12 protein-coding genes and 1 riboswitch are annotated in these 14,788 nt (G+C 62.1%); of the genes, 9 read left to right on the top strand and 3 right to left on the bottom strand.

Features of this window, described 5'->3' with window-relative positions:
• Nucleotides 1–4: 4 nt before the first annotated feature.
• The 3 genes from RT21_RS02055 to RT21_RS02065 form a co-directional block, all read right to left on the bottom strand.
• Complete coding sequence (locus RT21_RS02055) at nt 5–1,630, bottom strand: (2,3-dihydroxybenzoyl)adenylate synthase (protein ID WP_046161384.1); 1,626 nt, start codon at nt 1,628–1,630, stop codon at nt 5–7.
• A complete protein-coding gene (locus RT21_RS02060) occupies nt 1,627–2,799 on the bottom strand; it encodes an isochorismate synthase (protein WP_177327040.1) in 1,173 nt (390 codons plus the stop codon). The genes RT21_RS02055 and RT21_RS02060 overlap by 4 nt, the downstream gene beginning before the upstream one ends.
• Before the next feature lie 424 nt (nt 2,800–3,223).
• Nucleotides 3,224–3,700, bottom strand: coding sequence for a GreA/GreB family elongation factor (locus tag RT21_RS02065; protein WP_045427034.1), 477 nt, complete (start codon nt 3,698–3,700; stop codon nt 3,224–3,226).
• A 238-nt stretch (nt 3,701–3,938) separates the two neighbouring features.
• Here RT21_RS02065 and RT21_RS02070 point away from each other — a divergent pair, with 238 nt between their 5' ends.
• The 9 genes from RT21_RS02070 (at nt 3,939) to atzF (ending at nt 14,687) form a co-directional block, all read left to right on the top strand.
• Nucleotides 3,939–4,367, top strand: a complete 429-nt coding sequence (locus RT21_RS02070) for a DUF2141 domain-containing protein (protein ID WP_046161385.1) — start codon at nt 3,939–3,941, stop codon at nt 4,365–4,367.
• Between the two features lie 303 nt (nt 4,368–4,670).
• Nucleotides 4,671–4,943: an HU family DNA-binding protein gene (locus RT21_RS02075; RefSeq protein WP_019339665.1), complete on the top strand. Its 273-nt coding sequence runs from the start codon at nt 4,671–4,673 to the stop codon at nt 4,941–4,943.
• A gap of 618 nt (nt 4,944–5,561) precedes the next feature.
• Nucleotides 5,562–5,661, top strand: a riboswitch (guanidine-I (ykkC/yxkD leader).
• A gap of 122 nt (nt 5,662–5,783) precedes the next feature.
• Nucleotides 5,784–6,599 carry an ABC transporter permease gene (locus RT21_RS02080; RefSeq protein ID WP_045427029.1) on the top strand — a complete coding sequence of 272 codons (816 nt, stop codon included), beginning with the start codon at nt 5,784–5,786 and terminating at the stop codon, nt 6,597–6,599.
• Complete coding sequence (locus RT21_RS02085; RefSeq protein ID WP_046161386.1) at nt 6,596–7,432, top strand: ABC transporter ATP-binding protein; 837 nt, start codon at nt 6,596–6,598, stop codon at nt 7,430–7,432. Before RT21_RS02080 ends, RT21_RS02085 begins: the two co-directional genes overlap by 4 nt.
• 1 nt (nt 7,433) lies before the next feature.
• Nucleotides 7,434–8,162: an urea amidolyase associated protein UAAP1 gene (locus RT21_RS02090; RefSeq protein WP_046161387.1), complete on the top strand. Its 729-nt coding sequence runs from the start codon at nt 7,434–7,436 to the stop codon at nt 8,160–8,162.
• A gap of 14 nt (nt 8,163–8,176) precedes the next feature.
• Nucleotides 8,177–8,812 carry an urea amidolyase associated protein UAAP2 gene (locus tag RT21_RS02095; protein WP_046161388.1) on the top strand — a complete coding sequence of 212 codons (636 nt, stop codon included), beginning with the start codon at nt 8,177–8,179 and terminating at the stop codon, nt 8,810–8,812.
• Nucleotides 8,803–8,925, top strand: a complete 123-nt coding sequence (locus RT21_RS24015; protein WP_256044790.1) for a hypothetical protein — start codon at nt 8,803–8,805, stop codon at nt 8,923–8,925. Before RT21_RS02095 ends, RT21_RS24015 begins: the two co-directional genes overlap by 10 nt.
• Nucleotides 8,926–9,106: 181 nt before the next feature.
• Nucleotides 9,107–12,748: an urea carboxylase gene (gene uca, locus RT21_RS02100; RefSeq protein WP_046161389.1), complete on the top strand. Its 3,642-nt coding sequence runs from the start codon at nt 9,107–9,109 to the stop codon at nt 12,746–12,748.
• A gap of 136 nt (nt 12,749–12,884) precedes the next feature.
• Nucleotides 12,885–14,687: an allophanate hydrolase gene (gene atzF / locus RT21_RS02105; protein ID WP_046161390.1), complete on the top strand. Its 1,803-nt coding sequence runs from the start codon at nt 12,885–12,887 to the stop codon at nt 14,685–14,687.
• The last annotated feature ends 101 nt before the right edge of the window (nt 14,688–14,788 follow it).

A 14,788-nucleotide genomic window follows, 5' to 3' on the forward strand; every position in this document is an offset into this window, starting at 1 on the left:
ATCCTTATTCGGTAACGGTCAGTTGTTCAGCGACGCGACGGCGCAGGCGATTCTTGTCCACCTTGCCAACAGCGGTCACTGGCAGCGCGTCGATGTGTACGAATCGGTCAGGAAGCTTGTAGTCGGCCAAGCCGAGCCCGCGCAGAAACCTGCGCAGCACGATCCCCTTGAGCGTGGGGTCGGGGCTGACGATGTAGGCGCAGCTCTTCTCGCCCATGGCCTCATCGGGCACTGAAACCAGCGCCGCCTGCGCTACGGCGGGATGCGCCATCAGCAGGTTTTCCACCTCTTCGGCGGCGATCTTTTCGCCGCCACGATTGATCTGATCCTTGATCCGGCCGACGACGACGAGGTAGCCGTCGTCTCGCTGGCGGACCAGGTCACCGGAGCGGTAAAAACCCTCGGCATCGAATGCGGCGGCGTTGTGCTCGGGGCTCTGGAAGTAGCCGCGGATCGTGTACGGCCCGCGCGTCATCAGTGCCCCGATTTCGCCAGCGGCCACTGGATGCCCCTCGCGGTCGACGACCTTGATCTCGTCATCGGGGCTCATCGGCTGGCCCTGGGTCAGGTAGACATGCTCGTCGCTGTCATCCAGTCGGGTGTAGTTGACCAGCCCTTCAGCCATGCCAAAGACCTGTTGCAGCCGGCATCCCAACACCTGGGGCACCCGCCTGGCCTGGGATTCCGGCAGCTTGGCGCCCCCCACCTGTACCCACTGCAGCGATGCGAGTTCATGGTGATGGCCGGGCGCGGCCTGTAACCACATGGCCAGGGCAGACGGCACCAGCGCGGTAACGTTGACCTGCTGCTGTGCAACCAAAGGGAAGCAACTGGCGGGACCGGGGTCTGGACTCAGTACGACACGACCGCCAGCGAGAAACACACCCAACGCGCCGGGGGAGCTCAACGGAAAGTTGTGCGCTGCCGGTAGTGCGCAGAGGTAACGGGTTTCGCGGTCGAACTGACAGATCTCGACGCTGCGACGGACGCTGTAGAGATAGTCGTCATGGGTGCGCGGGATCAGCTTTGGCGTCCCGGTACTGCCACCGGAGAGCTGAAAGAAGGCCACTTCGCCGGCTGGCGTCGGGCTGAAGGATCGCAGTGCCTTCGCTTGCACGCACCAGCTCTGCAGACGCAGCTCAGGGTGGGGATCGTCGTGCAGCAAGACGGTATCCAGCTCGGGAATGAGTTCGGTCAGTTCTTCGACAAACGCATCCCCTGTGAACAGCGAATGGGCCCGGCTGGCAATCAGCAGTCGAGGTCGGACCTGCGCGGCATAGGCCACCAGCTCCAGACGGTTGTGACTGAACAGTGCGTTTACCGGCGCGATTCCCGCCTTGATCAGAGCGAAGAACACAACATACAGCTCAGCCTGATTGCCCAGCTGCACGAGCGCGCGGTCGCCCTGCCCCAGGCCGCGGTTCGCCAGCCGCTGCGCCAGGTTGGTCGAGGCCCGGTCCAGGTCGGCATAGCTCAATGCTCCGCTACCATCGACTACCGCAACGGCGTCCGGCTGGATGCTGGCCTGCTCGGCGAGCATCTGGCTCAGCGGTTCGCCACGCCAGTGGCCAGCCCGGCGATAGCGCTCGGCGAATTCATCGGGCCAGTGCGTAAACGGAACCAGGCTCATACCGCCTCCCGATCGAGACCGAACGCCGCGAGCATGGTGCCGAGCTTGGTGCCGGTCTCGCGCCACTCCGACTCCGGGCACGATTCCGATACCAGCCCAGCCCCGGCGAACAACCGAACACTGCGGTCATCGATCACTCCACAGCGAATAACCACAGCCCATTCACCATTACCTGCCGCGTCGCACCAGCCGACAATGCCGCCAAAGACACCTCGATCGAAGGGTTCGAGTTCTGCAATCAGTTGCTTGGCCGCGGCGGTAGGGAAACCGCAGAGCGCGGGAGTCGGGTGCAGCTGGCACGCCAGCTTGAGCGCCGATACGGGCTCGGCGAGCTCGCCTTCGATCCGCGTCGACAGGTGCCACAGCTTTGCCGTGCTCATCAGAGACGGTGCGCCTGGGATGTGCAGCTCTCGGCACAAGGGGCGAAGCTGGCGTTCCATATCGCGGATCACCAGGCGGTGCTCGTGCTGGTCCTTGGCGGAATCGAGCAGGCACTGCGCCGAGTACTCGTCTTCGATTCGATCGGCATGACGCCGGGCTGAGCCGGCCAGCGGGTTGGTTTCCAGACGCTGGCCGGTTTTGCGAAGTAGAAGCTCGGGGCTGGCGCCGATCAGGACGCCGCCGTCAGGCAGGTCGGTGAAGAAGTGGTAGGCCTCGGGATTCTGCTGACGCAGTCCCTGGAAGATCGTCGCGGCGCATGGCGGCTCATCGAATTCGAGCTGCAACAAACGAGACAACACCGCTTTGTCGAGACGTCCATTACGCAGCGCGCCAAGCGCTCGGTTCACCGCCTGCTGGAAGCCAGCCTGGTTGGGCTGCTCGATGCACTGGTGTGCGTTACCACAGGCAAATCCACAAATTGAGGTAGGCGGTGCCGTCGGAGGGAGATGACTGACGTGTCGTGGAATGAATAGATTTGAAGGTTGCTGCTTATCGAAAGGAATTACGCCAACCAGCACTGGATTGCGCAGCCCGGCTGCCTGGGCTTCGGCGAAACCGCGCTGGACGTCCCTTTCAAGGCCCGGCCCGGCACCCTCCGCCGGCGTGTCTATCACTTTGAAACAACCGCTGGCTTCAATACCCCCAGCCGGTGAATAGAATCGGTACGACGGCGGGAATTTGTACCCTGCCTCAGGCCCGTCGTAGGCGACGCGAGTCAATGCGTTCACCACCACCTCCGCAAATACTAATGAGATTGCTTATCATCTGCATGCGGCACGATAGTCAGCTCGACTGGATGCGTCAAATTGTTTCTGGACGGAGTGAGGGGTGGCATTTTGCCGGCACCAAGCGACGCTGACACGCCAGCAGCCAAGTAGAAACGGTGCGGTAGAGCGGTTGGGTGCGAGAGCTAAAGGTAGCGGCGAAGAATGAGCCAAAATCTAACCTTTTGTCTTTTAAGATCAGAAGGATAGAGACGTTTATTGATATAACTTATCAAGTGACCTTGCGCCTTACATCCACCGATGTAAAGCAGCATCGCAAACCGTACAATCAACATCAGCTACGATTCATAACGTATTGATATATCAATAACTTTAGTTATTATAAATTCGCTGAGATGCCCTTTCTGTTTCGGGCGGTGAAAGCAGATCAGCTGACGCTGATTACGCTGTAGCGGATGGATTGTCCTTCGACACGAATCTCGGCCTCATCACCTTCCTCGCAGCCCAGCAGCGCTCTGCCCAGCGGTGAGCGCGGAGAGATCACCAGCACTTCTTCACCTTCAATCGTCACATTCAGCCCAGCGGCATCCGGCCCGAGGAACACCCAGCGGCAATTGTCAGCGGACTCCAACGAAACCAAAGCGCCCAGGGTAATCGCTGCATTGCGATGTGATCGCACCGGCAGGTTTCGATAGCTCGAGAGCGCTGTTTCTATTTCATGAACGCGTCGCCGTTGACCATCAGCCAGGTAAGCCGCTTCCAGGCCACGGGTGTCGTACTTGTTCTCCGCTTTGCTTTCGGCGTGCGTCGCCGCCTCGTGAGAGGCCTTCAGTGCATCCTTTGCAACAGCCAGGTCGGCCTGCAGCTTGTCGATGATCAGCGTCTGAAGATGGGTCTTGTTCATGCGGGCTCGGTCAGTAAGGCGTTTGGCGCCTAGCATCGCATTGCGGCGTTCCTGGGGCCACGGCGTCCTTCTAAATCGATTTTGGCCCCAGCGTGTGCTGAGGTAAGGCTGACCAATCAACCGTATAGGCTGGTCGATCCGCTAGAAGCGCGGCACTATCGCCATACTGTTCCGGGCACGCTTGAAATGCCCACGCCATCCAATCCAAACGAGATGCACGCCAACCAGGAGCGAATCGATGACACTGCGCGTAGCGCTAACTTTGGTAGCAATGGCGGTAGGTCAAGCGGCTTTCGCCGACGGCCAGCCGCTGACGGTCAAACTGAACAACATCGAACACGACCGGGGCACAGTTCGCGTGGCTCTGTTTTCGGACCCAAAGACGTTCCGTAAAGCGGACCAGGCATTTGCCTCGAGCGAATCGCCAGCCAAGACCGGAACGGTCACGATGGTGTTCGATGACGTACCAGCCGGTCAGTACGCAGTGATGGCCTACCACGACGAAAACGCTAACGGCGAGCTGGACCTCCGATTTGGCATGTTTCCTACCGAAGGTTATGGATTGTCCAATAACCCCAAGGTCATGGGTCCGCCAGCATTCGAGGAGAGCCGGTTCGAAGTACCAGGCGACAAGCCCAGTGAGATCGATGTCGACATCCACTACTAAAGTCGAACGCGAGCCAATCAGCCCGTCGAGCGGCCGGCTCATGGGCGTTTTGCGCTTGGCGCGACCTGGTTAGCCGCGCATGGATCGCTTTTGATGCATCCTGCCGACGGCAACCCTACCAATGGTCGGGAGGGCAATGAACCGGAGCCAAAATCCCGCTGTCCAGACAAAAGCGTCTGGATTAGGCAAACAAACGATTTGTCGCCCCGCACCGGATATTTTTGCAAAAGAGGAAATTTGCCGCAGGCGGCAGAGCGAGACGCTGCTTATACTGACCACCCATTCCAATCTGGAGCCACACCCGTGAATAAAGCCGAGTTGATTGAAGCGATCGCCGCCTCCGCCGATGTACCGAAGAGCACCGCCACCCGCGTGTTGGATGCCTTCACCGAAAGCGTGACCAACACCCTGCAGAACGGCGACAGCGTGACGCTGGTCGGCTTCGGCACCTTTGCCGTCAAAGAGCGTGCAGCCCGTGATGGCCGCAATCCGCAGACTGGCGCAACGATCAAGATCTCCGCAGCAAAGCTGCCAGGCTTCAAGCCAGGCAAGTCGCTGAAGGACGCAGTGAACTAAGTCACTGCATCCCAGGAAACCGGGCCGCTGACGTCCTCACGGACGCAGCGCCTGCTCGGACCCTCCCCCTCTCCTGTTTTGTCCCCGCCTGATTCCACCTGCCCTATAGCCGCAAGGCGAAAGCTTCCATACCGCGCGTTCGTGACATTCGCCTGAGTCGGTAGGCTTTCAAGCTCACCTGCACTTGCGCAACAGAAACCCTGATCAAGACAAGCAGACTGGCACGACAGCACCAGATGGCTGCCGGCTATTCTACGGGCGATCAATCGTCTGACGCCCTCGCGCCGGTTGATCTTGATGTGCGGTAGCACCCTAGAAGATCCCTTAGCGACCTCTCATTAGCGCTCAGCGCCGCATATGCGCGGTTTCCGCCTTGCCAGCAAAAGTCTCAGCGGCTTCGCTGCCAGACAGGTTTTGATGCACCCCTCGGCTACGCAGATCTGGATCTACCAGCTGGCGTCCCGAAATGGGGCATGGAACGCTCGTCCTGCACTATTAAAGCGCGCCAGCGCTGCTTAACCCCGCTGCAAGCGCCGAAACATGCAGGGTCTGTGGTTGGCACTGCTCTTGCAAAATCCCTATTGCCAGGAAGCTGCGGCTCAAGGACGAGAAAATTCAGAAATAGCTGACTAGGGTTCCGGCTCGCGGTTGCGAGTGGCTGGTCCGAGAGTTGGCGACCTCCAGTGAGGTTACACGGCGGGATAAAAGCCCGGGAGACGGCGTTCGACACGCAGCTCCTATTGCCATGTCCACTCACTGGAGGCCTTTTATGCCCCTGCTCGGATTCGACAACACGACCGACCCGCGGCAACACCCCCCGATCGAAAGGGGGACCTCCCCATGCGCCTGATCAATCGTGTTCCGAGCCGCACCGGCTGGACGCTGCTGGTGATGCTGCCCTTCGCAATTCTGCTGTTCGCCTATCTGGTCAGTTCTGCACAACGGCTCGAGACCAACCCCAACGACAAGCTCCTGCCTAGCTTCACGCAGATGTCCAGCGCTGTGGAGCGCCTTGCCTTCACGCCGGACAAACGCAGTGGCGACTACCTGTTCTGGCAGGACACCGCGTCCAGCCTCAAGCGCCTCGGCGTCGGCCTCGGCATCGCCGCGGTTGCCGGGCTGTGCCTCGGTGTTGCTGCTGGGACGCTGCCGCTATTCAGCGCGCCCCTGTCGCCTTTGCTGACGGTGCTGTCGATGGTCCCGCCGCTGGCGATCCTGCCGATTCTGTTCATCGTCTTCGGTCTCGGCGAGCTGTCCAAGGTGATGTTGATCGTCATTGGCGTGACCCCGGTGCTGGCACGCGATCTGGAACAGCGCGCCCGGGAGTTGCCGCCGGAATTGCTCATCAAAGCGCAGACGCTGGGCGCCAACACCTGGACGCTGATCCTGCGGGTGGTGCTACCGCAATTACTGCCGCGCCTGTTGATCGCACTGCGCCTGGTGCTCGGTTCAGCCTGGCTGTTTCTCATCGCCGCCGAGGCCATCGCTTCCACCGACGGGCTGGGCTACCGCATCTTTCTGGTCCGCCGCTATCTGGCGATGGACGTGATCCTGCCGTACGTGGCCTGGATCACCCTGCTCGCCTGGAGCATGGATTTCGGTCTACGCAAGCTCACCCAGCTGGCCTTCCCCTGGTACGAAGGAGCCAAGGCATGAGTCATGTCATCCGCCCGGCTGGCGAACGGCCAACCAACCCTTTCATTCAGGTCAACAACGTCTGGCAGGAATATGGCGATCAGGTGGTGCTGGAACGGCTGAACCTGAGCGTCAATGAAGGTGAATTTTGCACCCTGGTCGGCGCGTCCGGCTGCGGAAAATCCACCTTTCTGCGCCTCTTGCTCGGCCAGGAACAGCCTAGCCGCGGCGACATCCTGCTCGATGGCGCACCCATCGCCGGCGAGCCCGACGCCAGCCGCGGCGTGGTCTTCCAGCGTTATTCGGTCTTTCCACACCTGTCGGTACTGGACAACGTCGCCCTCGGCCTGGAGTTGCCCAGATCCCCGCTACTGGGCCGCTTGTTCGGCCGCAGCAAGCGCGAAGCACGCGAGCAGGCCGAAGTGATCCTGCGCAAAGTGGGCCTTGGTCACTCGCTGGATAAGTACCCAGCACAGCTCTCTGGCGGCATGCAGCAGCGTCTGGCTATCGCCCAGGCACTCGTCATGAAGCCCCGTGTGTTATTGCTCGACGAGCCCTTCGGCGCACTCGATCCCGGCATTCGCAAGGACATGCATGAGCTGCTTCTGCAACTCTGGCGGGAGACCCAACTGACGGTGTTCATGGTCACCCACGACCTATCCGAAGGCTTCACCCTCGGAACGCGCATTCTGGTGTTCGACAAGACCCGCCTCGACCCTCACGCCCCTGGCGCCTACGGCGCACGCGTCACCTATGACATCCCGCTGAACAGCGATCGCCGGGTCGCGCGCGCCGCCGCTGGCGACCTGCCACCGCAGCTAGGCCACCTGCATACCGTCAATCAAGGAGTCTGACATGAGCGCTTCACTCGCTATCCGCCCCATGCTTTATGAAGAAACCCTACCCGGCGGCGGCCACACCTCCTTCGTGCTCAAGCGTGGTCAGCTGTTGCGCCTGACCGACCTCGAAGGCGGCGCCAACGTCAGTTTGCTGATGTTCAACGCGCATGAAAAAAGCGAGCGTCTCAACCTGCCGGACACCCTCAAGTGCCAGCACACCGCCAAGCTCACCACTGGCCATTGCCTGTATTCGGACATGGGTCGGGTGCTGGCCTGCATCACAGCCGATACCTGCGGCTGGCATGACAGTTTCGGTGGCGTACTGAACGCTGACGAAGTCGCCGAGAAATACGGCCAGGGTCGCTATCAGGAACTGCGCAACGGCTTCTTCCGCAACGGCACGGACAACCTGCTGGTGGAAATGGGCAAGTGGAACCTGAATCTGCAGGACCTGCTGATGACACTCAATCTGTTCAGCAAGGTCACCGTGGACGCCGACGGCGGCTTCGCCTTCGAGGCCGGCAACAGCAGGGCCGGCGACGCAGTGGAGCTGTACGCGCCAATGGACACGCTGGTGGTACTGACCGCATTGCCACACCCAATGGATCCGACCCCCGAGTACGCACCGAAACCCGTCCAGCTCAGCTGGCACCGCGTCGACAGCGATGGCATCAGCGTTCTCTGCCGTACCTCGCGCCCGGAAAATACCCGCGGCTTTCACAACACCGAACGACTCTACATCTGAGGAGGGGTGCCCAAATGACCATCCACGAAAGCAACCTGCACCCCGAGGCCGCCACTTTCCGGCATGTGATTCCGGCTGGCGAGCCCTATCTGTTCCAAGTGAAGGCCGGCCAGACCCTGCGCCTGCTCGATCTGGAAGGCAATCAGGCTGTCGACACCCTGTTTTTCAGCGCCATGAATCCGCGTGAGCGTTTCGATCCGCAGCGCACCCTGCGCCGGCAGAACAAGGTCTATCTCACCACGGGCACGGTGCTGTACTCGAACCTTGGCAACCCGCTGCTGACCATCGTCGCCGACACCTGTGGCCGTCACGACACGCTCGGCGGGGCCTGTGCACAGGAAAGCAACGTGGTGCGTTACGCCCTGGACAAGCGCTACATGCACAGCTGCCGCGATAACTTCTTGCGCGCCAGCCTGCACGACGGTCGCCTGGAGAAACGCGACATCGGCGCCAACATCAACTTCTTCATGAACGTCCCGGTCACGCCCGACGGCGGCCTGACCTTCGCGGATGGCATCTCCGCCCCTGGCAAATATGTCGAGCTGAAGGCCGAGCAGGACGTGATCGTACTGATCTCCAATTGCCCGCAACTCAACAACCCGTGCAACGGCTGGAACCCCACGCCGGCCGAGGTGCTGGTATGGAACTGATGCGCTGGTTGCGCCGCTACGTGCTGCCGTTGATGCAAGCACGTGCCGGGCAGCGGCCCACCAAACCCAAGCCGGATGCGCGGGGGAAGGATGAACATCGCGCGGCCCAGTAGCACAGAGGGATGGGCCGCGCGGCGCCCTGTTTGAGCGTCGTAGGGTGGGCTTCAGCCCACCGTTAGCAGTACGTCCACATGGTGGGCTGAAGCCCACCCTACCAATGGATGAACCCCCGGACGGCCGGGGGCGATGAATGAATATAAGCGGGACGGCCCGCCTCCCCCAGAGGGACTGAAGATGTTCGACACACTCCTGATCGCCAACCGCGGCGCCATTGCCTGCCGCATCCTGCGTACGCTGCGTGCCTTGGACGTGAAAGGCGTTGCCGTCTACTCGGAGGCCGATGCCGCCAGCTTGCATATCCAACAGGCCAGTGAAGCCCATAGCCTCGGCGAAGGCGCTGCCTCGAATACCTACCTGGCGGTCGACAAGATCCTCGCCATTGCGCATCGTACCGGTGCGAAAGCGATCCACCCCGGCTATGGCTTCCTCTCCGAAAACGCCGCGTTCGCCGAAGCCTGCGAGGCGGCCGGTATCGCCTTCGTCGGGCCGACGCCAGAGCAGCTCCGGGTATTTGGCCTCAAGCACACCGCCCGCGCGCTGGCCAAGCAGCACGGCGTGCCGATGCTCGAAGGCACCGAGCTACTCGACAGCCTCACCGATGCGCTAAGCGCAGCCGACCAGGTCGGCTATCCGGTCATGCTCAAGAGCACTGCTGGCGGCGGCGGCATCGGCATGCGGGTTTGCCGTGACGCGGCTGAACTGGCGGATGCCTTCGACGCAGTCAAACGGTTGGGGCAAAACAATTTCAGCGACGCCGGCGTATTCATCGAGAAATACATCCAGCGCGCCCGTCATCTGGAAGTGCAGGTCTTTGGTGATGGTGAAGGCGATGTGATCGCCCTCGGCGTGCGCGACTGCTCTGTACAGCGGCGCAACCAGAAAGTGTTGGAGGAAACCCCGGCGCCGAACCTACCCGCCGGCATGGCCGATGCCCTGTGCGAGGCGGCGATCAAGCTGGCCAAGGCGGTTAGCTATCGCAGCGCCGGCACGGTCGAGTTCGTCTATGACAGCGAGGCCGAGCAGTTCTACTTCCTCGAAGTGAATACCCGGCTGCAGGTCGAGCATGGCGTCACCGAGCAGGTTTGGGGCGTCGATCTGGTGCGCTGGATGATCGAACTGGCGGCCGGTGATCTGCCTCCGCTGACCGAGCTGGCCAAGAGCTTGAAGCCCGAGGGCCACGCCATCCAGGCGCGGCTCTATGCTGAGGACCCGGGGCGCGATTTTCAGCCGAGCCCTGGCCTGCTGACCGCGGTCCAGTTTCCAGCTGCCGACGGCAAAGCACTGCGCATCGATACCTGGGTCGAAGCAGGTTGCGAAATTCCGCCCTACTTCGACCCGATGATAGCCAAGCTCATCACCTACGCGCCGACTCGTGAGGCAGCCAAGGCTGCGCTCGATCAGGCCTTAGCCGACAGCCTGCTGTATGGCGTCGAGACCAACCGCGACTACCTGCGCCAGATTCTCGTGTATGCGCCGTTTGCCGAAGGCAATCCCTGGACCCGTTGCCTGGACGGCCTGACTTACCAGGCGACCACTTTCGAGGTGCTCACCGCTGGCACCCAGACCACCGTTGAGGACTTTCCCGGCCGGCTCGGTTACTGGGCTGTCGGCGTGCCTCCGTCCGGGCCGATGGACAGCCGTGCGCTGCGCCTGGGCAATGCGCTGCTGGGTAATCCGACCGATGCAGCGGGCCTGGAAATCACCATGAGCGGGCCGATCCTGCGCTTCAACACCGATGCGGTGGTCGCGGTAACGGGCGCCGACATTCCGGTGAAGCTCGACGACGTCGAGCAACCGATGTGCACTACGATTGTGGTCAAGGCTGGCAGCACGCTTGCGCTCGGCACCATCGCCGGCGCCGGTGCGCGCAGCTACCTATGCGTACGCGGCGGGCTGCAGGTGCCCGATTATCTGGGCAGCAAGAGCACCTTTACCCTTGGCCAGTTTGGTGGCCATGCCGGACGCGCATTACGCGCCGGTGATGTACTGCATATTCCTGAACTCGTTGACCGCAGCGCCGGCGCCAGCCTGCCTGTCGAACTCTGCCCGCCGCTGCCATCGGTACGCGAGATCCGTGTGATCTACGGCCCGCACGGCGCGCCGGAATACTTCACGGAAGGCTATATCGAGCGCTTCTTCGCCACCGACTGGGAGGTGCATTTCAACTCCAGCCGCACCGGCGTTCGTCTCATAGGACCGAAGCCCGAGTGGGTGCGTGACAGCGGCGGCGAGGCCGGCCTTCACCCCTCGAACATCCACGACAACCCTTACGCCATCGGCGCCGTGGACTTCACCGGCGACATGCCGGTCATCCTCGGCCCGGACGGCCCGAGCCTCGGCGGCTTTGTCTGTCCAGTGACTATCATCGAGGCAGACCTCTGGCAGATCGGCCAGCTCAAGGCCGGTGACCGGGTGCGCTTCGTACCGGTGGATGTGGCCATGGCACGTGAGTTGGCTAAGACCCAAAATCTTGAGTGCGCCAACCTTTGTAGGAGTGAGCTTGCTCGCGATCAGCCATGCGAAAGGATCGCCAGCAAGCTGGCTCCTACAACAGCCCATGCCCTCACCTCGCCCATCGTTCTCGATCTGGGTAACGACGACACCCGCCTGGTCGCCCGACTCTCCGGCGACACCCATTTGCTGCTGGAAATTGGCGCGCCCGAACTGGACCTTGTCCTGCGCTTCCGTGGCCACGCATTGATGCAGGCGCTGGAGGCGAAGAACCTCGACGGCGTGATCGACCTCACCCCTGGCATCCGCTCCCTGCAGGTCCATTACCAGCCGGAGACCCTGCCGCTTCGGAGCCTGCTCGATACCGTCGCCGGCCTCTGGGACGCGGTGTGCTCGGCGCAAGATCTCCGAGTCCCGTCGCGCATCGTGCATCTGCCACTTTCCTGGGACGACCCGGCCTGTCAGCTGGCAATCGACAAGTACATGACCACGGTGCGCAAGGACGCACCCTGGTGCCCGAGCAATTTGGAATTCATCCGTCGCATCAACGATCTGCCGAACCTCGACGAGGTGCATCGCACAGTGTTCGAAGCCAGCTATCTGGTGATGGGCCTGGGCGACGTCTACCTCGGCGCGCCAGTAGCAACCCCCCTGGACCCGCGGCATCGCCTAGTCACCACCAAATACAACCCGGCGCGCACCTGGACCGCGGAAAACTCGGTCGGCATCGGTGGCGCCTACATGTGCGTCTACGGCATGGAGGGCCCGGGCGGTTATCAGTTCGTCGGTCGCACGTTGCAGATGTGGAACCGCTACCGCGCGGTCGAGGCGTTCGGCGGTCAGCCCTGGCTGCTGCGCTTCTTCGACCAGATCCGCTTCTACCCGGTATCGGCCGAAGAGCTTTTGAAGATCCGCCGCGATTTCCCGTTGGGCCGCTACCCGTTGACGATCGAAGAGACCGAGCTACGCCTGTCCGACTATCAGGAATTTCTGGCTAAGGAAGCCGCGGGTATCGACGCCTTCCGCAGCCAGCAGCGCGCTGCTTTCGACGCCGAACGCCAACGCTGGATCGCGTCCGGCCAGGCGCACTTCGAGAGCGAGGAAGTCGCCGCTGAGCTCGGTGAAGACGCCCCGCTGGGCGCCGGCGAGCATGGCATCGAAAGCCACATTGCCGGGAATCTCTGGCAGGTATCCGTGACCGAGGGCGCTCGGGTAGAAGCCGGCGACGTGCTGGTGATCCTCGAGAGCATGAAGATGGAAATTCCGCTCACCGCACCTGTTTCCGGTGTGGTGAAGGACATCCGTGTGCAGCCTGGCTCGCCCGTGCGTGCCGGCCAACGGGTGGTGGTGATCGAGGGCGCGTAAGGCTCCCTGCCCAACAGATGACCGTAGGGTGGATCACGCCTCACCGATCCACCAACCAGCCCACCGGCCACCGGGCCATCTCAGACATTACGCGTGGAAAAGGCGTTGCCGTTTTCCACCCTACGAGGAATACGACATGACAATCGACTTTGACCTACGCCTCGACACACTGCGCGCGGCTTACTCCAGCGCCAAGCTGTCACCGCGCGCACTCATCGCTGCAGTGCACGACCAAGCCACCAACCTCCAGGCCGAATTCAACCTCTTCATTCATCTGCTAACGAAGGATGAACTCGAGCCCTACCTCGCAGCGCTGGACAGCAAATCCCCGGCCGAGCTGCCGCTCTACGGCATCCCCTTCGCCATCAAGGACAATATCGATCTGGCCGGCATCCCGACCACGGCAGCCTGCCCCGCCTTTGCCTATACACCGGAAACCAGCGCGACCATCGTCGAACAACTGATCGCCCTCGGTGCCATCCCGCTTGGCAAGACCAACCTCGACCAGTTCGCCACCGGCCTCAACGGCACCCGTTCGCCTTACGGCGAGTGCCGCAACAGCGTGCACCCGGCCTATCCGTCGGGGGGCTCCAGCGCCGGTTCGTCCCTAGCCGTCGCACTCGGCCTGGCGAGCTTCGCATTGGGCACGGACACCGCCGGTTCCGGTCGGGTGCCGGCCGCGTTGAACAACCTGATCGGCCTCAAGGCGAGCAAGGGCTTGATCTCCACTGCGGGCGTAGTCCCCGCGTGCCGTACGCTGGATTGCGTCACCTTCTTCACCGCCACCGCGGCCGAAGCCAGCCAGCTGCTGGCCCTGACCGCCGAACTCGACCCGCGCGACGAATACAGCCGCGCCAATCCGCTGTGGAACGACAGTTCGGCGTTTGGCCAGGTCAAATCCTTCCGTTTCGGTGTGCCCAAACAACCGGAATTTCTCGGCTGCTCGGAAAGCCCAGCGCTGTTCGCCGCTACCATTGAGCACCTGAAAGCCATCGGCGGCGAGCCGGTGGAGATCGATTTCGCGCCTTTCCTAGAAGCCGCGCGGCTGCTCTATGAAGGCCCCTGGGTCGCTGAACGCTACAGCGTTGCCGGCGCGTTGATCGAGCAACAGCCCGACGCCGTGCTGCCGGTGATCAAGGCGGTGCTGGAAAAGGCACCCGGCACCACTGCCGTGCAGCTATTCCAGGCCGAGTACCGGCTGCAACAGCTCAAGGCCGTCTGCGACCGGATCATGGCCAAGGTGGATTGCGTACTGACCCCGGCCTACCCGCGCCCGGTCACGCTGGACGAACTGCACGCCGAACCGGTCAAGCGCAATTCAGACCTGGGCTACTACACCAATTTCATGAACATGCTGGACTACGCCGCCGTGGCGGTGCCAGCGGGCGTGATGCAGAACGGCCTGCCCTGGGGCGTGACCTTGTTCGGGCGAGTATTCACCGATCAGTACCTACTGAGCCTGGCCGACATGCTGCAACGGCAACATGGCATCGCATTGATCGGTGGGCAGTCGATCACCTCGCCTGCCCCACAGAATGCGGCACGCAGCGACCGCGCCCGTGTCGTGGTCTGTGGCGCGCATCTGGATGGCTTGCCCCTGAACGGGCAGCTCAGACAGCGCGGCGGTCGACTGCTCGAAGCAACCCGCAGCGCAGCGCACTACAAACTGTACGCGTTGGCCGGCGGCCCACCGTTCCGCCCGGGCATGGTGCGTGTTGCCGATGAAGGCGTCGCCATTGAGGTGGAAATCTGGGAAATTCCGAGCAGTGAACTGGGCTCATTCCTCACTGGCATCCCTGCCCCCCTCGGGCTGGGCAAGGTACAACTGGCCGACGGCAGCTGGGAGACCGGCTTCATCTGCGAACCTTACGGTTTGCAGGGTGCCGTCGATATCAGCGAGTACGGTGGCTGGCGAGTCTATATGAAGAGCCGTAGCTGAGCGGGGTCGCCAAACGCTGTGTTTCGGTACGGGTAAGTCCTGCCGTAACGTCCGGAACATCCCCTCTCAGACGTCCTCCGATGCAAAGCGACGCCGAATCT

This window comes from Pseudomonas sp. 10B238 (assembly GCF_000970615.1).
In the GTDB taxonomy this organism is placed as follows: domain Bacteria; phylum Pseudomonadota; class Gammaproteobacteria; order Pseudomonadales; family Pseudomonadaceae; genus Stutzerimonas.